Source organism: Sandarakinorhabdus glacialis (assembly GCF_014643455.1).
GTDB classification, from domain to species: Bacteria; Pseudomonadota; Alphaproteobacteria; order Sphingomonadales; family Sphingomonadaceae; genus Sandarakinorhabdus; species Sandarakinorhabdus glacialis.
Genome location: NZ_BMJM01000015.1, coordinates 18833 through 40955 on the forward strand (window position 1 = coordinate 18833; position 22123 = coordinate 40955).

Sequence of the window (22123 nt, forward strand, 5' to 3'; positions counted from 1 at the left end):
CATTTTGACGGTCGACTGACCATTGCCGTGGTGCCAAGTGAATTGATGCGCGGGGAGAGCGCGAGCGATACCCTGCGCTAGCCCGAGCCAGGCCAGTTTCAGTTTCGGCACTGCCTTGAAACCCCCGATGACTTTGTCTTGAACGTTACTGCGATCCGGAATTACGCCGGTGGACTCGGATACAAACATCAACGCCTTACTCTGCTGCGACGGACGATGCCCCCGCTGCCAGGCCAATCAAACAGGTGGCGCCGGGGGGGGCAAGCGGAGATAGCGAGGCGGCGGGCGAGGCGGTGCGGCGACACGATGAGTTGAGCAATGTCACTGTAAATATGAAGTTCATGCCGCAACAATTGCATCCGATGCGCGTAATTGGCGCGGTTCGAATCGACAGCCGCCATGCCGAATCTGGGATTCAGGCGAGGTTTTGCGCCGCAGCGAGGACTTCGGCGGCGTGACTGGCGACCTTCACCTTGTTCCAGACACGGGCGATCCGGCCGTCGCGGCCGATCAGGAAGGTCGCGCGCTCGATGCCCAAGTACTTGCGGCCATAAAGACTTTTCTCGATCCAGACGCCGTAGCTGTCGGTGACGGCGCCGTCCGTATCGGCACCCAGCGCGATAGTGAGGTCATGTTTGGCGCGGAATTTGGCGTGCTTGGCGGCCGTGTCGCGCGAGATGCCGAGGACCAGTGCGTCGGCGGCGGCGAAGTCGGCGGCGTGGGCGGAGAAGTCCTTGCTTTCGGTGGTGCAGCCGGGGGTGTCGTCCTTGGGGTAGAAATAAAGGACGAGCTTTCTGCCGGCAAAATCGCCGAGCGCGATGGGGGCGGTCTCGCCGGCGATGGTGAAGTCGGGGGCGAGGTCGCCGGGTTGGGGTTGCGGCATGGTCAGGTCCTTTTGGCGGCGAGGGTGTCGTTGAAGGCCTGGCGGATGGCGGTTTTGGCAAGCGCCAGTTGTTCGGTGGCTTCGGCAAAGGAGGCGGCGCCGAGGCCGCGGGCGAGGACGGCTTCGATGGCGGGGGTGAAGCTGGCGGGGCATTGCGTGCCGGCGGCGACGAGGCGGAGCAGGACGAGAAAGCGGGTGAGCAGGTCGTGCGCGGTGGCGAGGCCGGGCGGCAGGTGGCCGGCGGCGGTGAGCATGTCGATGGCCTGTCCGAGATCAGGGCCGAGGCCGATCTGTTCGCTTAGTTGCAGAAAATGCACCGTAAATTCGAGATCGACGAGACCGCCAGGCGATAGTTTCACGTCGAACTGGCCCTTGGCAGGCTTGGCGCGGGCGATGTCGGCGCGCATTTCGAGGACGGCGCGGCGCAGGGTCTCGGGATCGCGCGGGCGGGCCAGGGTGGCGGCGACGGCGGCGTCGGCGGCAGGGCAGTCGCCGACGACGCGGGCGCGGGTGAGCGCCATATGTTCCCAATTGTCGGCGTCGTCGGCCTGGTAGCGGGCGAAGCTGTCGACCGAGAGGGCGAGCATGCCCTTGGCGCCCCAGGGGCGCAGGCGCGTGTCGACTTCATACAGCGCGCCGGCGGCGGTGGGGACCGACAGCGCCGCGGTGAGCCGGGCGGCGAGGCGATTGAAATACAGCGTTGCGGCGAGGGGGCGGGGCCCGTCGGAGATGGCTTCGTGGCTGCCGGTGAACAGGTAGATTAGGTCGAGGTCGGAGGCGTGGGTGAGGGCACGGCCGCCGTAGCGGCCTAGGGCGAGGACGACGGGTTCGCCGCCCTGGATAGTGCCGTGGCTGCGGGCGAAGTCGGCGGCGACGGCGGGGATGACGACGGCGAGGGCGGCGTCGGCGAGGTCGGACAGCGAGCGGCCGGCGACAAGGGGGTCGGTGCGGCCCTCGATAAGCTGGGCGCCGAGTTGGAAGCGACGCTCGCCGGTCCAGCGGCGGACGCGGTCGAGAAGGTCCTCGAGGTCAGGGGCGGGGCCAATGAAAGCAGTGAGTTCGGCGGTAAGGGCGCCGGGGTTGGGCAGCATGTCGAAGGCGTCGGGGGCGAGCATGACGTCGAACAGCGCCGGTTCGCGGGCGAGGGCGTCGGCGAGGACGGGGGCGACGCCGAGGAGATGACCGAGCAATGCGATCAGGCGGGGGTTGGCGTGGAGCAGTGCGAAGAATTGGGCGCCTTGCGGCAAGGCGGCGAGAAACGTGTCGAGGCGGGTTGCGGCGACGGCGGGTTCGGCGGCGGCGGCGATGCCGGCGATGAGATCGGGAAGGACGGCTTCGAAGGCGATCCGGGCGGCTTCGCTGCGCAATGCGCGGAGGTTGGCGGTGCGCCAGCGGACGATGAGCGGCAGGATAAAGCGGGCGATTTTGGGGTGGTTCTGCTTCAGCCAGGGGGCGGCGTCGGCTGGTATGGAGGTGGTTTCAGGTACGGCGGCGGCAATCAGCCGGTCATAGGCGGTAGCGACAGGGACAGTCGCTGCGACGAGGCCTCGTTGCAGCGTCGCCCAGTCCCGGGCGCCGGACAAGGCAGCGACGGCGACGCGGTCTGCGGCGAGTTTGGGGACCATGTGCGTCTGTTCGTCGCGGCGCATCTGGAGGCGGTGTTCGAGCGTCCGCAGCGCGCGGTAGCTGCTCGCCAGAGTGGCGGCTTCGCCGGCGTCGATGCGATCGGCCGCAGCAAGGGCGGCGAGGCCGTCGAGGGTGGCGGGGGCCCGCAGCGCAAGGGTGCGGCCGCCCCAGATAAGCTGGTGGATCTGGGTGAAGAACTCGATCTCGCGGATGCCGCCGCGGCCGCGCTTGAGATCATAGCCGGGACCGATGGCCTGGCCGGCTTCGAAATGGTCGCGGATTCGCAAAGATACTGCCTGGATGTCGCGGACGGCGGTCCAGTCGAGGCTGCGGCGCCAGACGAACGGCCGGATACGGTCGAGCAGGCCCTGGCCGAGCGCCAAGTCGCCGGCGCAGGCGCGGGCGCGAATGAAGGCGACACGTTCCCAGGTCAGGGCTTCGGACTGGTAATAATGTTCGGCGGCGGCAACGGGGATGGTGATCGGCGTGATTTCGCTGGCCGGGCGCAGGCGCAGGTCGACGCGGTGGACATAGCCGTCGGCGGTCAGGTCGGCGAGCAGGGCGACGGCGCGCTTGGCGATGCGGACGGCGGCCTCGCCGGGTTCCTCGTGCGGGCGGCGCGGGATCAGGTCGGGGTCGTGGACGAAGATCAGGTCGACGTCGGAGGAATAGTTGAGCTCGTGGCTGCCGAGCTTGCCCAGTGCCAGCGCGGTGAGGCCGCGGTTGGGAGCGCCGCGTTCGGCCAGCGCCGCGCCGATGGCGATATCGATGCTGGCGTCGGCGAAATCCGACAGCGCGGCGGTGACGCGCTCGAGCGACCATAGCCCGGCGAGGTCGGCGAGCGCGGCGGTGAGCGCGACGGCGCCGCGGGCTTGGCGCAGGCGTTCCTTGACGTCGGTGACCGGGTCAGCGGCGTGCGCCATGGCGGCGCTGAAGGCGGCTTCGGGTCCTTGCGCAGCGAGGACGGCGAGCACCGGACCGCGGCCGCGGATCAGGCCCTTGAGGAACGGGGCATGGGCCCAGGCGGTGGCCGCGGCGGTGACGAGGGGCGCACCGAGCCCGGCCGGCAGCAACGCGGCAAGGTCGGCGGGGGCGGCGGCGGGGGGAAGATCGAAGAACACGGTGCGGTGATGCCAGCGCGCGGCGGGTCTGTCACCTGCGCGGAACTTGGCAGGTCGGGCGGGGTTTCACGATCAGGCCAACGGGCCAGTCGATCGGGAGATTATCATGCGCAAGTCCATCATACTCGCTGCCGCCGTGTTCGCCGGCCTGGCCGTTTCGGCCTGCAACACTGTCGAAGGCGCCGGCAAGGACGTCAATTCGGCGGGCAAGGCGGTTTCGGAGACGGCACGGGACGTCAAGAACTAGGGGGTGTGACGGGGTCTGTCTTGCCGGTTCGGGAGATGGGCCCCGGCCTTCGCCGGGGTGACGATGGAGGGCCGGGGTGACGATGGAGGGCCGGGGTGACGATGGAGGGCCGGGGTGACGATGGAGGGCCGGGGTGACGGTTGAGAGCCGGGGTGACGGTTGAGAGCCGGGGTGACGGTTGAGAGCCGGCGTCGCGGGCTGGAAGCGGGGTTTCGGCGGGCGATGGGCTAGGCTATGCCTGAGGCGGATACAGGGAGCCCGGAATGCAGAAGTTGAATGTGATTGCCGCGATTGCGTTGCTGGGGCTGTTGGCTGGTTGCAATACGATCGAGGGTGCCGGGCGGGATTTGAGCTCGGCGGGCAAGGCCGTCAGCGAGACGGCGCGGACCGTCAAGGACTAGGGGGCTATTCCGCCGGTTGCCGGGCGCCGTTCGATGCAGCGGCGCGGCGGCGTTCGGTCAGCCAGATGCTGATAATCGAGATTTCGTAGAGCAGGATCAGCGGGATCGCCAAGGCGAACTGCGACCAGATATCGGGCGGTGTCAGTACCGCGGCGATGGCGAAGGCGCCGACGATGGCGTAGCGGCGGCCGGCCTTCAATTGGGTGCGGGTGACGATGCCGGCGCGTTCGAGCAACATGAGCAGGACCGGCAGCAGGAACGCCACGCCGAAGCCGAGGATCATGTTCATGACAAGGCTGAGATATTCGCCCATCGCCGGCAAGGCTTCCTGGGTGATGCCGGTGACTTCTGACGAGGATTGAAAGCCGAGGAAGAACCGGAACGCTGCCGGCATGACGAAGAAATAGGCCAGTGACGCCCCCATGGTGAACAGGATCGGCGTGGCGAGCAGGAACGGCAGGAACGCGCGCTTTTCGCGCTTGTAGAGGCCGGGGGCGACAAACGCCCAGAGCTGGTTGGCGATGATCGGGAAGGCGAGGCAGAGCGCCGCGAAGGCAGCGACCTTGATCTCGACGAAAAACGCCTCGTAGAGCTTGGTGTAGATGAGCTTGCCGACGACGCCGTCGCCATAGGCATGGACGAGCGGCTGGACGAGGAAGCCGAAGATGCGGCTGGCGAATGAAAAGGTCAGCGCAAAGCAGAGCGCAAAGGCGATGACGCATTTGAGCAGCCGCCCGCGAAGTTCGATGAGATGATCGAGTAGCGGCGCCTTGCTGGCATCGATATCGGCGGTTTCGTCGGTCATGATCCGGTCCGCGCGGTTTCGGCGGGATCAGGCTTGGGGGCGCGCTTGCGGGGTGCCCTTGGCGGCGCATCGGGACCTGGACTGGCCTTGGTGCGGGCTTTTTTCGGCTGGGCAGCATCCGGTGCCGCAAGCGCGGCCGGCGTTTGCGCGGCCACGTCGATGGTTTCCGGCGTCGGTGTCGACGGCGGCGGGGCGGACCAGTCGTCGAGGGCGAGCGGATCGGACGCTCCAAGCTGGGCGAGCGGATCCGAGAGCCCCAGGTCGGGCAGGGCGCTGGCCTTCATGATGGCTTCGTTCTGTGCCGCCCAGGCCTTTTGCATTTCCTCGAGTTCGGCTTCGCGCATCATCGTGTCGAAACCGGCGCGGACGTGGCGGGTCATGGCGCGGCCCTTGGCGAGCCAGTTGCCGACCATGCGCATGACGCGCGGCAGGTCCCTTGGCCCGATGACGAGCAAAGCCACCAGCGCGATGATCGCCAGTTCCGTAGAGTCGATGCCGAACATGGTGTTGCCCTGTGGCGGGCGGTTTAGCGCCGGACTTCGTCGGTTGCGGGGGTCACGGGTGTCGTGGCAGCATTGGTGACCTGCGGGCTAATCTGGGGCGGCGGTGCCGGGGCTGCAGCCGGCGGGGTTTCGCCCTCGGCGAGGCCCTTCTTGAAGCTGGTGATGCCCTTGGCGAAATCGCCCATCAGGTCGGAGATGCGGCCGCGACCGAACAGCAGCATGACGACGATGATCAGGACGGCCCAATGAACGAGGCTGAACGAGCCCATGGTGGATACCTTTGCGAAAAACGCGTGTCGGGGCTGCCTTACCGCGATTGCCGGCGCTTTGCCAGCGCTGCGCGGGCGGGTTGCCCGGGCGGCGGCCTGCGACATGGTGGCTGTCCGGCTGGAAATTCGGTACTCGCGGCACTGCGGTGCTGATTGGCAGCGTATGCCGTCGCTACGGGTCCTTTTCGGGCGTAAATGGCGCAAAAAAGGGGCCCGGTGTGCGCCGGGCCCCTTTTTTGTCGGCGTGGTGCGGATCAGGCGGCGAGGACGGCCTTGCGGCGACGCAGGCTGGCGCCGACGAGGCCGAAGCCGATGACGAGCATCGCCCAGGTTGCTGGCTCGGGAACCGAGTCGGTGATGCCGCTCGACAGGAACTCGAGACGCAGCCCGGTCGGGTTGCCGCTGCTGCCGGCGTCGTTCAGGGTGTTGATCGTCAGCGTGTTGAGGCCGGCGACGAAGCCCGAGGTGGTGCCAAAGTTGCTCCAGACATTGAAGTTGGTGCCGCCGGGAACGGTCAGCGCGGTCTGGTTGAGCAGGATCGAGGTCACCGAATTATCGGCAGCAAGACGCCCGGTGAAAAAACCGGTGCTGGCAAGCTGCGACGGGGTGACGACGAAGCTGAGGGTGTAGCTGTATTGGCCCGGAGCGTGGTTCGCGGCGCTGTCGGTCGGCGTCAGCCAACGCGAGACGGCGGTGTTAGACAGCCATGGGCCGTTGACGGGAAACACGCCGTTGACGGGCGCGGCATAGGTGTTGCCGAGCGTGTAGCCGACGGGCGCTGCCGTCAGCGACCAATGGGCATCGACGGCGTTGTCGGCGATCGGCGACCCGAGGGCATCGACGCCGGTGTTGTAGAGGCCGGTGATCTGGACGGTCTGTGCAGCCATGGCGCCGGCCGAGAAGGTGAGCGAGGTGGCGACCAAGGCAGGAGCGATTACAGTGAGCAGGCGCATGTATCTGGATTTCTGACGATAGAGTTACCAAACACTTAAGCAAGTTCCGTGCCAGACGGGCAAGCGTCTGGAATCGTTCTGAACAGCCGTGCAAGAGCTTTCAATAGTGTAAACCAGGCCGACAGTTTTCGGCACTCGTGCGGTGTACCGCGCAACGTCACGAATCTGCAGCTGTCGGCTGCCGGTTGAATGGGAAATCTTCGCCGGTGGTGCTGTCGGGGAGGATTGAACTCCCGACCTCAGCCTTACCAAGGATGCGCTCTACCACTGAGCTACGACAGCATTCCGGCGAAGGACCGGGCCTATGGGCGAGGGGGGGCGGGGTGTCAAGAAACTCCGGAGTGGTTTAGGTGGTCGACATGACCAAGGATGTGATTTCGGATGCCGAATCGGTGCGGCAGGCGCGGCTGGCGGCGGCGCTGCGGGCGAATCTGGCGAAGCGCAAGGCAAGGGATCGGGCGGCTGGGGAGCCACCTGGGAAGCAGGGGGCGGGTTAAGACTTGCCCACCCCCGACCCCTCCCTAGAAGTAGGGAGGGGGGAAGTAAGGGCTAGCCCTTGGCGGCGAGAGCTGCGGTTACGGCGGTGGTGACTTCGGTGGACATCGGCGCGGATTTGGAGCCGAAGGCGGCGATGAGCTTGCCGTCGCGGCCGACGAGATATTTGTGGAAGTTCCACTTGGGGGTCTTGTCGCCGCCGAGTGTGGTGGCGGCCCAGCGGTAGAAAGGCACGGCATCGGCGCCCCTGACGACGCTCTTTTCGGTGAGCGGGAACTTGATGCCGAATTTCGATTCGCAAAAGGTCTTGATCTCGGCGTTCGAGGCCGATTCCTGCTCGAAGTCGTTCGAGGGCACGCCGATGACGGTGAAACCCTTGGCCTTGTAGCTGTCCTGGAGCTTTTGCAGCCCCTCGTATTGCGGGGTGAAGCCGCAGAAGCTGGCGGTGTTGACGACGAGCAGGACCTTGCCCTTGTACTGGGCAAACGGCATCGGCTTGCCGTCGATGGTCTGCATGGTGAAGTCATAGGCGGTGCCGGGGGTGTTGGGGGCGGCGGGGGCGGTCGAGTTGACGGCGGCGATGGCGGCGGCGGCACCGGCGGTGAGGGCGATGGCGATGGCGAAGTTCTTGATCATGGCTGGGGTCTCCCTGTGGTGGTTTTGGCTATGGCGGCTGGGTTTGGCGTGCGGGGCAGAATCACCCACCCCCAGCCCCTCCCTTGAAGAAGGGAGGGGAGTTAGGAAGTCAGATTGGGGCGGCGGCGGTTTCTAGCCAGGTGCGGGTGGGGTCGTCGAGCTGGGGGCCGATCTCTGCGATGACGCGGGCGTGGTAGGTGTTGAGCCATTTGCGTTCGGTTTCGGTCAGCAGGCCGGTGTCGATAAGGTTGCGGTCGATCGGGGCGAGGGTGAGTTCGCGGAAGCCGAGGAGGTCCTTTTCGGCGCCGGGGACGCTGCGGGGTTCGACGAGGACGAGGTTCTCGATGCGGATGCCGTATTCGCCGGTCTTGTAATAGCCGGGCTCGTTCGAGAGGATCATGCCGGCTTGCAGGGGTTCGTCGTTGCCGGGCTGGCTGCTCCAGGCGGCGGCGATGCGCTGCGGGCCCTCGTGGACGGCGAGGTAGCTGCCGACGCCGTGGCCGGTGCCATGGGCGTAATCGAGGCCAACCTCCCAGAGGAATTGCCGGGCGAGCGAATCGAGTTGAACGCCGCGGGTGCCGGCGGGGAAGACGGCGCGGGCGAGGGCGATATGACCCTTGAGGACGCGGGTGAAGCGGTCCTTCATTTCCGCGGTGGGCGTGCCGACCGCCATGGTGCGGGTGACGTCGGTGGTGCCGTCGCGGTATTGCCCGCCCGAATCGACGAGATAGATCGAACCCGAGGTTATCGGCAGGCTGGAGGCTTCGGAGACGCGGTAGTGCGGGCTGGCACCATTGGCGCCGGTGGCGGAGATGGTGTCGAAGCTGAGGTCCTCGAGGACGTTGGTCTGGTCGCGGAACTGGCGAAGTCTTGCGGCTGCCGATAGCTCGGTGAGCTGGCCTTTCGCAGCTTCGCCGTCGAACCAGTGGAGGAAGCGGGTGAGGGCGGCGCCGTCGCGGCGGTGGGCTGTCGTGGTGCCGTTTATCTCCACGGCGTTCTTGATGGCCTTGGGGAGGACACAGGGATCGCGCGCCTCGAGGATGGTGGCGCCGCCGCTGGTGAGGGCGGCGAAGACGGCGGCGACGGCGCTGCTGGGGTCGGCGGCGACGGTCTTGCCGGAAAAGCCGCCGAGCGCGTCGTCGAAGGCGTTGCGGTCCTGGGGGCGGACCTGGGGACCGAGATGGGCGCGGACTTCGGGGGTGAGCTTGTGGGGGGCGGTGAACAGGTCGACCGAGGCGTCGGCGTGGACGATGGCGAAGGCGAGCGCGACGGGGGTGCGGTCGACGTCGCGGCCGCGGATGTTGAGCAGCCAGGCGATCGAATCGAGCGCGGTGATGACGACGGCGCTGGCACCGTGCACCTTGAGCCAGGCGGCGACGTCTTCGCGTTTTTGCGCCGCGGTGCGGCCGGCGTTGTCGTCGGCGTGGATTTCGAGCGCGGCGGTGCTGGGGGCGGGGCGGCCGGCCCAGATGCTGTCGATCGGGTTGACGGCGACCGGGACGAGCTCGGCGTTCTTGGCAGCAAGGAGCTTGGCGGTGGCGTCGGCCCAGCCGCGCGTGTGGAGCCAAGGGTCGTAGCCGATGCGGTCGCCGGCGGCAGCGTGATCGGCGAGCCATGCGGCGGCGCTGGTCTTGGGCACGTCCTGGTATTCGAACAGGTCGCCGGGAACCTGGTCGCGGACCTGGAGCGTGTAGCGGCCATCGGTGAAGATCGCCGCCTTCTGGCCGAGGACGGCGGCGGATCCGGCCGAGCCGGCGAACCCGGTCAGCCATTCGAGGCGCTGGGCATAGGCGCCGACATATTCGCTCATATGTTCATCGGTCAGCGGGATGACGAAACCGCTGAGCCGGTCGCCGGCCAATTGCGCGGCGAGGGCGGCGAGGCGGTCCTTGATGGTGGACATATGCATTACTCGTTCTAGGTTGCAGGGCTCAACATAGGCCGGTGAAGTTTGCCGCGCCAGCACCTGCGGGAGCCGGGATGTTTCGCCATTTTCTGTGCGCGGTAATCGCCGCGGCCACCCTGCCGACAATTACGGAAGCCAAGATGAAAGCCGATCCCAGCCTGAAGCCGCCGGTTGCCGCTGTGCGGCCGCATCGTTCGACGTGGCACGGGGAGACGATCAGCGACCCGTATCACTGGTTACGGGACGCCGGTTATCCGGTCGTCGACGACAAGGATGTGCTTGATTATGTGAAAGCGGAGAACGCCTACTTCGAGGCCAATATGGCGCCTTTGAAGGGGCTTACGGGGGCGATTTTCGAGGAGCTGAAGGGGCGCGTCAAGCAGGACGATGCCAGCGTGCCGGTCAAGGACGGCGGGTTCGAATATTGGTGGAAGTTCGAGCCGGGGGCGCAATACCGGACGTGGCTGCGGCGGCCGGTGAAGGGCGGTGCCGAGCAGGTGATCCTGAGCGAGCCTGCGTTGGCCGAGGGCAAGGATTATTTCCGGCTGGCGGGGACGAGTGTCAGCCCGGATGGCAGGCTGCTGGCCTATGCTGCCGATACGTCGGGGGACGAGCGGTTCGTGCTGAAGGTGCGCGATATTGCCACGGGCAGGGATCTGGAGACGGTGACGAGCAAGAGCGTCGGGGTGCCGGAGTGGACGGCGGATTCGAAGGCGCTGGCGTGGGTGGAGGTCAACGACAACTGGCGGCGGGTCCGGGTGCGGCTGCACAAGCTGGGGGATAGCGGCGACGACCGGGTGCTTTACGAGGAGACTGCGGACATCGGGTTCGGGGTCGATGTCGGGACGAGCCAGGACCGGCGCTGGCTAGTTATCTCGACCGCCGACAATGTCACGAGCGAGATCCGGCTGGTGCCGGCGGGTGATCCGGCGGCGACGCCGGTGCTGGTGCGGGCGCGGAAGGCGGGGGTGACCTATGACGTCGATGTGTGCGGCGATACCTTGTTCGTGCGCGCCAATGATACGCATCCCAATTTCCGGATGGCGACGGCGAGCCTGACGGCACCGGGCGAGTGGCGCGGGCTGATCGCCGGGTCGGACCGGGACTATATCACCGGGTTCACGCCGTTTGCGTCGTATTTGGCGATCGAGGCACGGCGCGACGGGTTGGAGCAGGTGCGGCTGCGGCGGGACGATGGCAGCGAGATCGCGGTGCCGTTCGGCGAGGCGTCGTACACGGTTTCGATGGGGGTGAACCCCGAGCCGGATGCGCCGTTGCTGCGGCTCAACTACAGCTCGATGGTGACGCCGGCGACGGTATTCGATTACGACGTTGCGGCGGGCAAGCTGGTGACGCGCAAGGTCCAGCAGGTGCCGTCGGGGTATGACGCCAGCCAGTATGCGACCGAGCGGTTGATGGTGACGGCGCGCGACGGGGCGCGGGTGCCGGTGTCGGTCGTCTATAAAAAGGGCTTTCCAAGGGATGGCTCGGGCAAGGTCCATCTTTACGGTTATGGGGCGTATGGAATCGCGATGCCGCCGAGCTTTTCGGCGAACCGGTTGAGTTTGCTCGATCGCGGCATGGCGTTTGCGATCGCGCATATCCGCGGCGGCGACGACATGGGTTATCAATGGTATCTCGACGGCAAGCTCGAGAAGCGCAGCAACAGCTTCAACGATTTCGTCGATGCGGCGAAGGGTTTGGCGAAGGCCGGCTGGGCGCGCGAGGGCAATATCTCGGCCAGCGGCGGGTCAGCGGGCGGCGAGCTGATGGGGGCGGTGGTCAACAGTGACCCCGGGCTGTGGCGCGCGGTGGCGGCGCATGTGCCGTTCGTCGACGTGCTCAACACGATGCTCGACGACACGCTGCCGCTGACGCCGGGGGAATGGCCGGAGTGGGGCAACCCGATTACCGACAAGGCGGCGTTCGACCTGCTCAAGGGCTATAGCCCGTACGACAATGTGAAGCGCCAAGATTATCCGCCGCTGCTGATCACGGCGGGGCTCAACGATCCGCGGGTGACGTATTGGGAGCCGGCGAAATGGACTGCGAAGCTGCGCGCGACCAAGACGGGGGACGCTATCCTGTTGCTCAAGACCAACATGGGCGCCGGGCATGGCGGCAAGTCGGGGCGCTTCGCGGCACTCGAGGAGACGGCTGAGGAATATGCCTTTATCCTGGCGGCGTTCGATGCCGCCGGGAAGTGACCGCACGGGATTTTCGATCGAGGTAACGGCGACCGCGTCGGATATCGACGAGCTTGGGCACGTCAACAACACGGTGTATCTGCGCTGGGTCCAGGATGCGGCGACGGCGCATTGGTGGGCGACGGCGCGGGCGGAGGATATCGAGCGCTATATCTGGGTCGTGACGCGCCACGAGATCGACTATCTGCGACCGGTGCTGGTCGGGGAGACGGTGACGCTGACGACCTGGGTGGGGACGCCGAAAGGGGCGCGCTTCGATCGCTATGTCGAGGTTTGCGGCGCCGACGGCCGGGTGCGGGTCAGGGCGGCGACGATCTGGGCGCTGGTCGACAAGGCGTCGGGGCGGGCGGTGCGCGTGCCGGCCGAGGTCGCGGCGCCATTCCTCAGATAGAGCCCTGGCGGATCAGCGTGACGATGTGGACGGCGGCGACCAGCGCGATCGCGGCGCCGGTGAAGATGGCGGCATTCCACGGCAGATGGGCATGCCAGGCCAGTGGCGCGCGGCGGCGGGCGCGGTCACCCAGGCTGGCGGCAATGGCGAGTGCCAGCCCCGCTGCGAGCAGTGCGAATGTGGTTTGCGAGTCCATCACGCTGGGCTAGTCTTGCGGCGAGTTCATCACAAGCCGCAGCCAAGCGGTTCATGGGAGACGATCATGTTGCGCCAGAGCCTTTTTGCAGCCGTAGCCGCCATTGTCGTGGCAGCGCCCGTTGCCGCCGCGCCGTTCGATGCGGCGATTGCCGGGCCGCAGCGGTCCGAGGCCAACAAGGCCCGCGACCAATATCGTCATCCGGCGGAGACGCTGGCGTTCTTCGGCATCAAGCCGGGCCAGACGGTCGTCGAGATTTCGCCGTCGGGCGGCTGGTACACCGAGATCCTGGCGCCGGGCCTGGGGTCGAAGGGCACGCTGTACGCGGCGCACAACGATCCGGCGGCGAGCGAACGTGCTGCCGCCGGCGTTGCCAAGTTCAAGGCAAAGCTGGCGGCCGATCCGGCCTATGCCAACGTCAAGGTGACAGCGTTCGGGAAGGGTGCCTATGACATCGCTCCCGCCGGCAGCGCCGATGCCGTGGTGAGTTTTCGCAACGTCCACAACTGGTACATGGCGGGTGGGACTCCCGAGGCCTTCAAGGCATTCTTCACGGCGCTGAAGAAGGGTGGCACACTCGGTATCGTCGAGCATCGCATGGCCGAGACGACGCCGGATGCGGCGATGAAGGACAGCGGCTATATGAAGACGTCGTATGTGCGCAAGATGGCCGAGGCGGCGGGATTCAAATATGTCGGGTCGTCGGAGATCAACGCCAATCCCAAGGATACCAAGGATTATCCCAAGGGCGTGTGGACGCTGCCGCCCAATTTTGCCGAGGGTGAGGCGACCAAGGCCAAGTATGCGGCGATCGGCGAGAGCGACCGGATGACGTTGAAGTTCGTCAAGCCATAGGATTTTCCGGTGGCCGCGACCGGCTGCGAGAAGCAACTGTGTCCCGGGTCAAGCCCGGGACGACAAGTTGGAACTGGTGATCGCTATACCCGGCGGACGGCTGTTACGGGCTGCTCGATGCCGCTTTCGTGCAGGCGCTGGATGACGTCGGCTAGAGGTTCCTCGAGGGTGGTCATCCAGAAGGCGTTGGCGTGGAACAGCGTGTCGAAGCCGGTGAGGATGCCGACGTGGCCCGGGAAAAAAACCAGATCGCCGGCGGCGCGGTCGGCGTAGTCGACCGGGCGGCCGAGTTCGCTGCGCTGCTGGTCGGAGTCGCGGGGGGCGGCGACCCCGCAGGCGGCCAGTGCGGCCTGGACAAGGCCCGAGCAATCGACGCCGGCGGGGGTGCGGCCGCCCCATAGATAGGGCGCGCCGGTGAACACGCGGGCAGCGGCGATGACGCTATGGGGCGGGTGATCGATGTGGCGATTGTGGACGAAGCCGCCGCTGGCCAATTCGATAAAGCGGTCGCCGGGTGCGCCGGCGATATGCGCGCCAAAGGGCAGCTCCGCGAGCACGGCGGATTTTATGTCGGGGGTTTCGAACACCGGTGCGGTGGCGGCGGTGACCCGGTGGACGGGCGGCATTCCGGCTTCAGCCAGCGTTTCCGATCGCACCCAGCCGGCGTAGCGGTCGGGGCTGCGCCCGAAGGACCAGCCGGCGGTCGTTTCGAAGACGTCGTACATCTCGCCGAAAAGGAGTTCCGATACAGCGACAGCATGGATATCGGCGCGGGCGCGCATCGCGGCACGCGGCACCGCGCACTGCATCGCGGCGGGCGCGACATAGGATGCTGCCGCGACGTCGCCGGCGAGCGCGATATCGATCAGGTCCGACCGGACGATGTTACGCCGCGGATCGAGAATGGGGCGCGGCCCTGTCAGCCGCGCCATAAGAAGCTCAGGCCGTTCCCCCTGGGGCATCAGCCGTGATCATTTCGGCGAAATCGACGAGGAATTCTTCGCCTTCCGTCGTCAGGTCGACAAAGACGCTGCGGCGATCGCGCTCGTCGCGGCGGCGTTCGACCAGACCAAGGCCGGTCAGGCTGTTGAGGGCCCGGGTGACGACCGGCTTGGATACCGCCAGACGTGCGGCGAGGCCGCGGACCGTATGCGGTCCGGGTTCCTGGCCGGCGACGAGGAGGAGTGCCATTTGACGGTTTGTCAGATCGGGTTGGCCGGACTGGACGTAGCGCAATAACGCACCGCGCCAGTTGCCAAGCTGGGCTAGTGATTCTGGAGTGGTATTCACCTGGGGATTCCTGTTCGCATGAGGCAGGTGGAGGCGGGGGCTCTTCACCATCAGTGCAATAACGAGTCAGGAACAGTTTTCGTTGCATGAGCGCTATGAGCCGTGCGGCAAATAGCGTGAACGGAGTAATAACCAGCTCGCGCGCAGTCCGAGTGCTTCGCCGCCTTTGGGTCGGCCGGGCCGAGGGGCCGGATTCCAGGCGAACGTGTCGAAGTGCGCCCAGGTGATTCGTTCAGGAACAAAGGCTTGGAGGAACAGTGCCGCGGTGATGGCTCCGGCAAAGCCGCCATCGGGGGCGTTGTTGAGATCGGCGATGCCTGATTTCAGCATGTCGGCGTAGGGGGCCCAGAGCGGCAGTCGCCAGAGCGGATCGCCCGAAAGGGCGCCGGCGGCGGCGAAATCGACGGCCAAGGCTTCGTCGTTGGTGAAAAAAGCCGGTAGTTGCGGGCCGAGCGCCGCGCGGGCGGCACCGGTAAGCGTCGCGAAGTCGATGACAAGAGCCGGATTCTCCTCGGCGGCGAGCGCAAGGGCATCGGCCAGGATCAGACGACCCTCGGCGTCGGTGTTGGTGACTTCGACGGTTTTGCCAGCGCGGGTGTGGAGAATATCACCCGGACGCATGGCGTCGGCGGAGATGCTGTTTTCGACGGCCGGGACAATGAGTCGCAGGCGAACGGGCATGTTGGCCTGCATGACGAGACGGGCAAGCGCCAAGGCATGCGCAGCGCCTCCCATGTCCTTTTTCATTGCTGCCATGCCGCCGCCGGGCTTTATGTTGAGGCCGCCGGAATCGAAGGTAACGCCCTTGCCTACGAGAGTGACGCGGGGGTGGGCAGGGTCGCCCCAGTGCATGTCGATCAGGCGGGGAGCGCGGGAAGCCGCTCGTCCTACCGCGTGGACGGCAGGGAAGTTGGCGGCGAGCAGGGCCTCGCCCTTGGTTATGGTAACGATGGCGCCGAAAATCCGGGCTTCGGCCTCGATAGCGGCGGCGAGTTCGCCGGGACCGAGATCGGCGGCAGGGGTATCGACGAGGTCGCGGACAAGGGCGGTGGCCTCGGCGATCCGCACGGCTTCGGTGATGGCGGCGGGTTCGCTGGTCAGCAGGATGCGCGGGCCGGTGTCGCCGCTGGCTTTGCGGTAGCGGGTGAAGCGGTGCTGGGCGAGCAGCCAACCAAGGGTGGCGGCACCGATTGGACCGGAGGGACGGTAACGGCCGGGGACGAGGCGGCTGGCGGCGGCGGCGAGGCTCCACGGGTTGAGATCGGCTTCGACACCGGCGAGGGCCGACCAGTCGCCAGGCTGATCGCCGGGCAGCAGCGCGGTCTCCCCGGGTTGGGCCTTGAAGCCTTGGGCGGCGACGAAGGTGCGGGTGCGCTCGCTCTGGCTGCACAGCCAGTCGTCGAGTCCGGCTGCGGCAAGCAGGGTCAGGGTTTTGGCGGGGCCGCCGTCGTCGGCAATCAGCAGCGCGGGGAAGTCGGTCATCGCCTTGGTGTAGCGGAAGCTTGAATCGCCGCCTAGACCGGCACGCCGAAGAGGTCGGCTTCGTCGGACTCCTCGATGCGGACGCGGACGATGTCGCCGACGCTGATGCCGCCGGCGTCGCGGAGATGGACTTCGCCGTCGATTTCGGGGGCGTCATATTTGCTGCGGCCCGACGCGCCGCCGTCTTCGTCGACGGCGTCGATGAGCACGTCGAGGTCACGGCCGACCTTGGCGGCGAGGCGTTCTTCCGAGATGGCCGACTGGGCGGCCATGAAGCGGTGCCAGCGGGATTCCTTGACGTCCTCGGGGACAGCGCCGGGCAAAGCGTTGGCGGCGGCGCCGGCGACGGCTTCGTATTTGAAGCAGCCGGCGCGGTCGATCTGGGCGTGGCCGAGCCAGTCGATCAGATACTGAAAATCAGCTTCGGTTTCGCCGGGGAAGCCGACGACGAAGGTGCTGCGCAGCGCGAGATCCGGGACCTCGGCGCGCCATTTGTGGATGCGATCGAGGACCTTGGAATCATTGGCGGGGCGGCGCATGGCGCGCAGGACGGTCGGGCTGGCGTGCTGGAAAGGGATGTCGAGATAGGGCAGGAGCAGGCCTTCGGACATGAGCCCGATGAGCTGGTCGACGTGCGGGTAGGGGTAGATATAGTGGAGGCGGACCCAGGCGCCGAGGAGCCCAAGTTCGCGCGACAGGTCGGTGATGTGGGCGCGTAGGGGGCGCCCGCCGAGGGTGGAGACGGCGTGGCGGAGGTCGACGCCGTATGCCGAAGTATCCTGGGCGATAACAAGCAGTTCCTTCGAGCCGTTGCGGACGAGAGCTTCGGCTTCGCGCAAGATGGCGGCGGGGGGGCGGCTGGCGAGGTCGCCGCGCAGGCTGGGGATGATGCAGAAGGCGCAGCGGTGGTCGCAGCCCTCGGAGATCTTGAGGTAGCTGTAGTGGCGGGGGGTCAGTTTCAGCCCGGCGTCGGGAATGAGGTCGAGATAGGCCGATTTTACCGGTGGGGCGGCGAGGCGGACGGCGTCGACGACGGCTTCATATTGCTGCGGTCCGGTGACGGCGAGGATGGCGGGGAAGCGGGCGCGGATGGCGTCGGCTTCGTGGCCGAGGCAGCCGGTGACGATCACTTGGCCGTTTTCGGCCATAGCTTCGCCGATCGCGTCGAGGCTTTCGGCCTTGGCGCTGTCGAGGAATCCGCACGTGTTTACAATGACAACGTCGGCGCCGGCATAGTCGGCGGACAGCGCATAGCCATCGGCGCGGAGCTGGGTGAGAATGCGTTCGCTGTCGACGAGTGCCTTGGGGCAGCCGAGCGACACCATGCCGACGCGGGGTGCGGTATCGAGGGTGAGGGTCATCGCGGGCGCCATAGGCTAGAATGCGGCGCGAGTCACCGTCCGCCTATGACCTTTACGGGATCGATGGGGGTGCGGCCCTTGCGGATTTCGAAATGGACCTGGGGCTCGGTGACGGCGCCCGTGCTGCCGACGCGGGCGAGGACATCGCCTTGGGAGACACGTTTTCCGCGGGTTACCAGCAGATTTTCGTTATGGGCATAGGCGGTGACATAGTCGCCGGCGTGCTTGACGAGGACGAGGTTGCCGAAGCCGGGGATGGCGTCGCCGGCATAGGCGACCACCCCGTCGGCGGCGGCGCGGACCGGGCTGCCGGCCGAGGCCTTGAGGTTGACGCCGTCGTTGAAACGGCCGCCGGGCTTGGCGCCGAACCCCGAGACGATGCGGCCGTCGACCGGCCAGTGGAACAGGGATTCGCCATTAGCGCGGGGATTTGCGGGGATTGCGGGCAGGCTGGCGGTGCGTTGTGGGGATGTGGCGGGGCGTTGGCCGGCCGGTATTGCCCCGGGTTTGGGATTTGGCGGGTATGTGGCGGGTCGTTCGGCGGGTTCGCCGCCGGTGACGATGTCGTCGATGGTCAGGTCGAAGGCCTTGGCGCGGTCTTCGAGGCTCATCGCGGCGACTTGCGCGGCGGCCTGGCGGGCGCTGGGCAGCAGCAGCTTGTCGCCGACTTCGAGGACATACGGCGGCTTGAGCCTGTTGGATGCGGCGACGCCTTCCCAGCTGACGCCATAAGCCCGGGCGATCGAGATGCCGGTCTCGCCGGACTTGACGGTGTGAAGCCGGCCCTGCGGGGTGACGATCGCGTCGGGGACGACCCTGCGGGCCTGCCAGGCGGGTCTGGCGGGGGCGGCAGCCTTGGTGGCGGTCTTGGGCGGGGCGGGCGATCTGGCAGCGTCGCGCTTGTCGCCGGCACAGGCGCCGAGCGCCAGCAGCGCGCCGAGCAGGATACCGGGCACGGGGGCGCAAGGGAGGCGGCGCGGGCTCATTGCTGCCGGTCCTAGTGTAAAGCCCGCGGGTCGCCAATGGCGGAGCAGGACGGCGCGGTGGCAAATATTCGCCGGCGGCGCGGCCGGCCGGGGCTATCGGTAGACATTGCCAATGTGTCATGTTTTAGGGTGGTAGGTCGCGAAAACTGGCATTGCAAAACGGAAGTGAAACGAACGATGCCTCGAAAGTGTCGGATTATCTTACACTTAACAGGACCGTCATGTTAGCCGCCGTAACGAGTCCAACAGGTTAACAGTTTCGAGACGATTGGCACGTTCCTTGCAGTCTTTCAGAGACAGGGCGTGGCGCCGAGTGAGCCAGGCAAATTTCAGGTAGTTCCAAGGGATTCGATAAATGAGCAGCATGAAGACTTTGACAGTGATCGCGGTGGTTGCCGGATCGATGCTCGCGGCCGTGGCGCCGGCAAATGCCGTTGTCGAGACGTTCGCGACCTATACTGCCGTTGGCGGTGCCAATGTCCGCTTCGTCAATTCGGGCACCAATCCAGCGCGGACCTCGGACGCTCGTTATTATACGATCTCCGCACCATCGCACACCACGGCCGGATCAGTCCTGGTCAACTTCAGCTTCCTGCAGGCCTCGCTGGCGCCGTTCATCACCAACATCAGCGCGCTGTACACGCTCGATGCGACCATCGCGCCGTTCAGCCCGGTTTCGTCGACCGGTGCGTTCACGCAGGCTGGCCTCAGCGCAAACTTCTCGTTCGTGACCACCCAGGACATCACGATCAGCGGTCCCGGCTATATCACCACCTTCTATGCAGCCGGTTCGAACCTGTTGTCGGGCAGCTTCTCGGGTGGTTCGATCCTCGGCAACATCAACGGCACTTCGGGCGCCTCGTTCGCCTCGGGCACCAATGGTTCGACGATCAGCTACACCTCGGATTTCCTGACCTTCGCGCCTGACGCGCTCCTCGATCGTGCCCAGGCGCTGACGGCTGTGACGTCGCGGTTCGCGCGCACCACCAACGGCGCGCTGCGGACCTTCAAGGCTGTCGCCAGCGGCCAGTTCTCGTCGGATCCGGCACCGGAGGTCAACGCGACCGTTCCCGAGCCCGGCATCTGGGCGATGCTGGTGACAGGGTTCGGGCTCGTCGGTTTCTCGATGCGCCGCCGTTCGCGGGTGCCTGCTGCCTGAACTTGCGGGAACTGAAATGAGAAAGGGCGGCGGGGGTGACCCTGCCGCCCTTTTTTTGCTTGATTGGACCCCCACCCCGCTCGGCGGAGGCGCCGAGTCGCCCTCCCCGCAGGGGGGAGGGAGAGAAGGTCAGATTTCGGCGAGGGGGGCGAGGACGGCCTTGAGGGCGGCCATGGTCTGGTAGTGCGTCATGTCGAGATGGAGCGGGGTGACCGAGATCATCGCCTCGTGCATCGCCTTCAGGTCGGTGTCGTGGCCGGGGATGAGGTTTTCCTTGCCGAAGCCGTGCCAGTAATAAGGGAAGCCGCGCGGGTCGATGCGTTCGACGAGGCTGATGTTGCCGTAATCGCGAAAGCCCTGCTGGGTGACACGGACGCCCTTGATGGCGTCGGCGGCGACCGGCGGGAAGTTGATGTTGACGAGCACGCCGGCGGGCCAGTCGACGGTCTGGACAAGGCGGATGATGGCGGCGCCGTGGGTGGCGGCGGTGGAGAAGTCCTCCATGCCCATCGTGTAGTTCGACATGACCTGGCTGAGCGCGATCGAGCGGATGCCGGCGAGGCAGCCTTCCATCGCGGCGGAGACGGTGCCCGAATAGGTGACGTCCTCCGCGAGGTTGCCGCCGCGGTTGACGCCCGACAGGATCAGGTCGGGCTTGTGATCCTTCATGACGGCGCCGAGCGCCAGCATGACGCAGTCGGTGGGGGTGCCGCGGACGCTGTAGCGCCTGGGGCTGATTTCGCGGATGCGGACGGGCTGGGAGAGGGTGAGGCTGTGGCCAGCGCCGGACTGTTCCTCGGCGGGGGCGACGACCCAGACGTCGTCGGAGAGCTCGGCGGCGATGGCTTCGAGGGCGACGAGGCCGGGGGCAGAAATGCCGTCGTCGTTGGTGACGAGAATTCGCATGGTTCGGGGGCTTTCGTGGGGGCGCGCGCTGTGGCGGGGGGCGTGTGGGCGCGGATTGAGAGGGCGGGAGATGGGCCCCGGCCTTCGCCGGGGTGACGATTAAAAATTGGGGTGGCGAGTTGGGGTGACGAATTAAAGTAAGGTCAGGCCGGCGTGAGGACCGTGATGCCGCCCATGTAGTTGTGGAGGACCTGCGGGATGCGGACGCTGCCGTCGGGTTGCTGGTAGTTTTCGATGACAGCCACAAGCGTGCGGCCGACGGCGAGGCCGGAGCCGTTCAAGGTGTGGACGAAGCCTGTCGTGCCTTTTTCGCCGCGTTTCCTGGTGCGGGCGGCCATGCGGCGGCCCTGGAAGTCGCCGCAGTTGGAGATGCTGCTGATCTCGCGGTACGCGCCCTGGCCGGGGAGCCAGACCTCGAGGTCGTAGGTTTTCTGCGCCGTGAAACCCATGTCGCCGGTGCAGAGCAGCATCCGGCGATACGGCAGCCCGAGGCGCTCGAGGATGGTTTCGGCGGCGCGGGTCATGCGCTCGTGTTCGGCTTCGGCCTGGTCGGCGGTAGTTATGGCGACGAGCTCGACCTTTTCGAACTGGTGCTGGCGGATGAGGCCGCGGGTGTCGCGCCCGGCGCTGCCGGCTTCGGAGCGGAAGCACGGGGTCAGCGCGGTCAGGCGGATCGGCAGGCTTTCCTCGTCGAGGATCTGGTCGCGGACGAGGTTGGTCAGCGAAACCTCGGCGGTCGGAATGAGGTAGCGGCCGTCGGTGGTCTTGAAGAGGTCTTCCTCGAACTTGGGGAGTTGGCCGGTGCCGAAGGCGGCGTGTTCGTGGACGAGGAGGGGGACGGCGGTTTCGCTGTAGCCGTGTTCCTCGGTCTGGATGTCGATCATGTATTGGCCCAGCGCGCGGTGGAGGCGCGCGAGGGGGCCGCGCAGGACAGCGAAACGCGTGCCGGCGATTTTCGCGGCGGCTTCGGGATCGTAGCCGAGTTTTGCCGCGACGAAGTCATGTTCGAGCGGGGCGAAATCGAAATCGGGGAGGGTGCCGTGGGTGTGGACGACGATGTTGCCGGTTTCGTCCTCGCCTTCGGGGACGTCGTCGGCGGCGATGTTGGGGAGGATGGCGAGGAGGGGTTCGAGCGCCGCGGTGGCTTCGCGCTCGGCGGCTTCGAGGCCGGGGATATTTTCCTTGAGCAGCGCGACTTCGGCCAACAGCGCGTCGGCGGTGGCGTTGTCTTTTTGCGCCTTGGCGATGCCGATGGCGCGGGAGGTCTCGTTGCGGCGGGCGAGGGCGGCCTGAAGCTCGGTCTGGATAGCGCGCAGGCTGCTGTCGGCGGCGAGGATGGGGGCCGAGGCATCGGCGACGCCGCGCCGGGCGAGGGCGATGTCGAAGGCGGCGGGGTTCTCGCGGATGCGCTTGATGTCGTGCATTGCGGTGCTATCGCCGAGGGG

23 protein-coding genes and 1 tRNA gene are annotated in these 22123 nt (G+C 66.7%); 7 read left to right on the plus strand and 17 right to left on the minus strand.

Annotated features, from left to right (window positions below; all coding sequences use genetic code 11):
• Positions 1–415 precede the first annotated feature (415 nt).
• Both IEW98_RS14825 and glnE read right to left on the minus strand, forming a co-directional pair.
• Positions 416–883 (minus strand): peroxiredoxin, encoded by a 468-nt coding sequence (locus tag IEW98_RS14825; protein WP_188764104.1) that lies wholly within the window; start codon positions 881–883, stop codon positions 416–418.
• A gap of 2 nt (positions 884–885) precedes the next feature.
• Positions 886–3630: a bifunctional [glutamate--ammonia ligase]-adenylyl-L-tyrosine phosphorylase/[glutamate--ammonia-ligase] adenylyltransferase gene (gene glnE, locus IEW98_RS14830; RefSeq protein ID WP_188764106.1), complete on the minus strand. Its 2745-nt coding sequence runs from the start codon at positions 3628–3630 to the stop codon at positions 886–888.
• A 106-nt stretch (positions 3631–3736) separates the two neighbouring features.
• Between glnE and IEW98_RS14835 the strand changes: the two genes are divergently transcribed.
• Together IEW98_RS14835 and IEW98_RS14840 are read left to right on the plus strand one after the other, a co-directional pair.
• A complete protein-coding gene (locus tag IEW98_RS14835; protein WP_207792591.1) occupies positions 3737–3877 on the plus strand; it encodes an entericidin A/B family lipoprotein in 141 nt (46 codons plus the stop codon).
• A 263-nt stretch (positions 3878–4140) separates the two neighbouring features.
• Positions 4141–4278, plus strand: a complete 138-nt coding sequence (locus tag IEW98_RS14840) for an entericidin A/B family lipoprotein (protein ID WP_188764108.1) — start codon at positions 4141–4143, stop codon at positions 4276–4278.
• A gap of 4 nt (positions 4279–4282) precedes the next feature.
• On the opposite strand, the gene tatC is transcribed toward IEW98_RS14840, so the two are convergent.
• The 5 genes from tatC to IEW98_RS14865 form a co-directional block, all read right to left on the minus strand.
• Positions 4283–5083, minus strand: a complete 801-nt coding sequence (tatC, locus tag IEW98_RS14845) for a twin-arginine translocase subunit TatC (RefSeq protein ID WP_188764109.1) — start codon at positions 5081–5083, stop codon at positions 4283–4285.
• Positions 5080–5586, minus strand: a complete 507-nt coding sequence (locus IEW98_RS14850) for a Sec-independent protein translocase subunit TatA/TatB (protein ID WP_188764111.1) — start codon at positions 5584–5586, stop codon at positions 5080–5082. The genes tatC and IEW98_RS14850 overlap by 4 nt, the downstream gene beginning before the upstream one ends.
• A 23-nt stretch (positions 5587–5609) precedes the next feature.
• Positions 5610–5855, minus strand: coding sequence for a twin-arginine translocase TatA/TatE family subunit (locus tag IEW98_RS14855; protein WP_188764113.1), 246 nt, complete (start codon positions 5853–5855; stop codon positions 5610–5612).
• A 254-nt stretch (positions 5856–6109) separates the two neighbouring features.
• Entirely contained in the window at positions 6110–6808 is a 699-nt protein-coding gene (locus IEW98_RS14860) for a PEPxxWA-CTERM sorting domain-containing protein (RefSeq protein WP_243450805.1), read from the minus strand.
• Positions 6809–7015: 207 nt separating this feature from the next.
• A tRNA-Thr gene (locus IEW98_RS14865) sits at positions 7016–7090 on the minus strand.
• Positions 7091–7167: 77 nt separating this feature from the next.
• Here IEW98_RS14865 and IEW98_RS14870 point away from each other — a divergent pair.
• Positions 7168–7305 (plus strand): hypothetical protein, encoded by a 138-nt coding sequence (locus IEW98_RS14870; protein ID WP_188764115.1) that lies wholly within the window; start codon positions 7168–7170, stop codon positions 7303–7305.
• A gap of 52 nt (positions 7306–7357) precedes the next feature.
• On the opposite strand, the gene IEW98_RS14875 is transcribed toward IEW98_RS14870, so the two are convergent.
• Positions 7358–7939 (minus strand): glutathione peroxidase, encoded by a 582-nt coding sequence (locus IEW98_RS14875; RefSeq protein WP_188764117.1) that lies wholly within the window; start codon positions 7937–7939, stop codon positions 7358–7360.
• A gap of 109 nt (positions 7940–8048) precedes the next feature.
• A complete protein-coding gene (locus IEW98_RS14880; RefSeq protein WP_188764164.1) occupies positions 8049–9842 on the minus strand; it encodes an aminopeptidase P family protein in 1794 nt (597 codons plus the stop codon).
• Between the two features lie 143 nt (positions 9843–9985).
• On the opposite strand from IEW98_RS14880, the gene IEW98_RS14885 reads away from it, so the two are divergent.
• Together IEW98_RS14885 and IEW98_RS14890 are read left to right on the plus strand one after the other, a co-directional pair.
• Positions 9986–12052, plus strand: a complete 2067-nt coding sequence (locus IEW98_RS14885; RefSeq protein WP_188764166.1) for a S9 family peptidase — start codon at positions 9986–9988, stop codon at positions 12050–12052.
• Positions 12036–12443, plus strand: a complete 408-nt coding sequence (locus tag IEW98_RS14890) for an acyl-CoA thioesterase (RefSeq protein ID WP_188764119.1) — start codon at positions 12036–12038, stop codon at positions 12441–12443. The genes IEW98_RS14885 and IEW98_RS14890 overlap by 17 nt, the downstream gene beginning before the upstream one ends.
• Here the strand turns inward: IEW98_RS14890 and IEW98_RS14895 are convergent.
• On the minus strand, positions 12436–12639 hold the full coding sequence (locus IEW98_RS14895) for a hypothetical protein (protein WP_188764121.1): 204 nt from the start codon (positions 12637–12639) through the stop codon (positions 12436–12438). The genes IEW98_RS14890 and IEW98_RS14895 overlap by 8 nt on opposite strands.
• A 66-nt stretch (positions 12640–12705) precedes the next feature.
• Between IEW98_RS14895 and IEW98_RS14900 the strand changes: the two genes are divergently transcribed.
• Positions 12706–13494 (plus strand): class I SAM-dependent methyltransferase, encoded by a 789-nt coding sequence (locus tag IEW98_RS14900; protein ID WP_188764122.1) that lies wholly within the window; start codon positions 12706–12708, stop codon positions 13492–13494.
• Positions 13495–13577: 83 nt separating this feature from the next.
• Here IEW98_RS14900 and IEW98_RS14905 read toward each other — a convergent pair whose 3' ends face one another.
• The 5 genes from IEW98_RS14905 to IEW98_RS14925 all read right to left on the minus strand — a co-directional run bounded on the left by IEW98_RS14905 (position 13578) and on the right by IEW98_RS14925 (position 18613).
• Positions 13578–14426: a C40 family peptidase gene (locus IEW98_RS14905; protein WP_188764124.1), complete on the minus strand. Its 849-nt coding sequence runs from the start codon at positions 14424–14426 to the stop codon at positions 13578–13580.
• A gap of 7 nt (positions 14427–14433) precedes the next feature.
• Positions 14434–14784, minus strand: coding sequence for a MarR family winged helix-turn-helix transcriptional regulator (locus IEW98_RS16590; RefSeq protein WP_279380385.1), 351 nt, complete (start codon positions 14782–14784; stop codon positions 14434–14436).
• Between the two features lie 93 nt (positions 14785–14877).
• A complete protein-coding gene (locus IEW98_RS14915) occupies positions 14878–16266 on the minus strand; it encodes a leucyl aminopeptidase family protein (protein WP_188764128.1) in 1389 nt (462 codons plus the stop codon).
• 32 nt (positions 16267–16298) lie between these two features.
• Positions 16299–17627: a 30S ribosomal protein S12 methylthiotransferase RimO gene (gene rimO, locus IEW98_RS14920; RefSeq protein ID WP_188764130.1), complete on the minus strand. Its 1329-nt coding sequence runs from the start codon at positions 17625–17627 to the stop codon at positions 16299–16301.
• Positions 17628–17659: 32 nt separating this feature from the next.
• Positions 17660–18613, minus strand: coding sequence for a M23 family metallopeptidase (locus IEW98_RS14925; RefSeq protein WP_188764132.1), 954 nt, complete (start codon positions 18611–18613; stop codon positions 17660–17662).
• A 364-nt stretch (positions 18614–18977) separates the two neighbouring features.
• On the opposite strand from IEW98_RS14925, the gene IEW98_RS14930 reads away from it, so the two are divergent.
• Positions 18978–19772 (plus strand): PEPxxWA-CTERM sorting domain-containing protein, encoded by a 795-nt coding sequence (locus tag IEW98_RS14930; RefSeq protein ID WP_188764134.1) that lies wholly within the window; start codon positions 18978–18980, stop codon positions 19770–19772.
• Between the two features lie 129 nt (positions 19773–19901).
• Here the strand turns inward: IEW98_RS14930 and surE are convergent, their stop codons facing one another.
• Together surE and serS are read right to left on the minus strand one after the other, a co-directional pair.
• The gene (gene surE, locus IEW98_RS14935; RefSeq protein WP_188764135.1) at positions 19902–20678 is read right to left on the minus strand and encodes a 5'/3'-nucleotidase SurE; all 777 of its coding nucleotides are present in this window, start codon (positions 20676–20678) and stop codon (positions 19902–19904) included.
• 143 nt (positions 20679–20821) lie between these two features.
• A complete protein-coding gene (serS, locus tag IEW98_RS14940) occupies positions 20822–22102 on the minus strand; it encodes a serine--tRNA ligase (protein WP_188764137.1) in 1281 nt (426 codons plus the stop codon).
• Between the last annotated feature and the right edge of the window lie 21 nt (positions 22103–22123).

Excerpts from the sequence above, each read along its gene's own strand:
- IEW98_RS14870 (WP_188764115.1), top strand. The coding sequence starts at position 7,168 with ATGACCAAGGATGTGATTTCGGATGCCGAATCGGTGCGGCAGGCGCGG.
- serS (WP_188764137.1), bottom strand. The coding sequence starts at position 22,102 with ATGCACGACATCAAGCGCATCCGCGAGAACCCCGCCGCCTTCGACATC.
- IEW98_RS14900 (WP_188764122.1), top strand. The coding sequence starts at position 12,706 with ATGTTGCGCCAGAGCCTTTTTGCAGCCGTAGCCGCCATTGTCGTGGCA.
- IEW98_RS14925 (WP_188764132.1), bottom strand. The coding sequence starts at position 18,613 with ATGAGCCCGCGCCGCCTCCCTTGCGCCCCCGTGCCCGGTATCCTGCTC.
- surE (WP_188764135.1), bottom strand. The coding sequence starts at position 20,678 with ATGCGAATTCTCGTCACCAACGACGACGGCATTTCTGCCCCCGGCCTC.
- IEW98_RS14840 (WP_188764108.1), top strand. The coding sequence starts at position 4,141 with ATGCAGAAGTTGAATGTGATTGCCGCGATTGCGTTGCTGGGGCTGTTG.
- IEW98_RS14880 (WP_188764164.1), bottom strand. The coding sequence starts at position 9,842 with ATGTCCACCATCAAGGACCGCCTCGCCGCCCTCGCCGCGCAATTGGCC.
- IEW98_RS14895 (WP_188764121.1), bottom strand. The coding sequence starts at position 12,639 with ATGGACTCGCAAACCACATTCGCACTGCTCGCAGCGGGGCTGGCACTC.
- rimO (WP_188764130.1), bottom strand. The coding sequence starts at position 17,627 with ATGACCCTCACCCTCGATACCGCACCCCGCGTCGGCATGGTGTCGCTC.
- IEW98_RS14825 (WP_188764104.1), bottom strand. The coding sequence starts at position 883 with ATGCCGCAACCCCAACCCGGCGACCTCGCCCCCGACTTCACCATCGCC.
- IEW98_RS14890 (WP_188764119.1), top strand. The coding sequence starts at position 12,036 with ATGCCGCCGGGAAGTGACCGCACGGGATTTTCGATCGAGGTAACGGCG.
- IEW98_RS14930 (WP_188764134.1), top strand. The coding sequence starts at position 18,978 with ATGAAGACTTTGACAGTGATCGCGGTGGTTGCCGGATCGATGCTCGCG.
- IEW98_RS14915 (WP_188764128.1), bottom strand. The coding sequence starts at position 16,266 with ATGACCGACTTCCCCGCGCTGCTGATTGCCGACGACGGCGGCCCCGCC.
- IEW98_RS14875 (WP_188764117.1), bottom strand. The coding sequence starts at position 7,939 with ATGATCAAGAACTTCGCCATCGCCATCGCCCTCACCGCCGGTGCCGCC.
- IEW98_RS14835 (WP_207792591.1), top strand. The coding sequence starts at position 3,737 with ATGCGCAAGTCCATCATACTCGCTGCCGCCGTGTTCGCCGGCCTGGCC.
- IEW98_RS14850 (WP_188764111.1), bottom strand. The coding sequence starts at position 5,586 with ATGTTCGGCATCGACTCTACGGAACTGGCGATCATCGCGCTGGTGGCT.
- IEW98_RS14860 (WP_243450805.1), bottom strand. The coding sequence starts at position 6,808 with ATGCGCCTGCTCACTGTAATCGCTCCTGCCTTGGTCGCCACCTCGCTC.
- tatC (WP_188764109.1), bottom strand. The coding sequence starts at position 5,083 with ATGACCGACGAAACCGCCGATATCGATGCCAGCAAGGCGCCGCTACTC.
- IEW98_RS14885 (WP_188764166.1), top strand. The coding sequence starts at position 9,986 with ATGAAAGCCGATCCCAGCCTGAAGCCGCCGGTTGCCGCTGTGCGGCCG.
- IEW98_RS14905 (WP_188764124.1), bottom strand. The coding sequence starts at position 14,426 with ATGGCGCGGCTGACAGGGCCGCGCCCCATTCTCGATCCGCGGCGTAAC.
- IEW98_RS14855 (WP_188764113.1), bottom strand. The coding sequence starts at position 5,855 with ATGGGCTCGTTCAGCCTCGTTCATTGGGCCGTCCTGATCATCGTCGTC.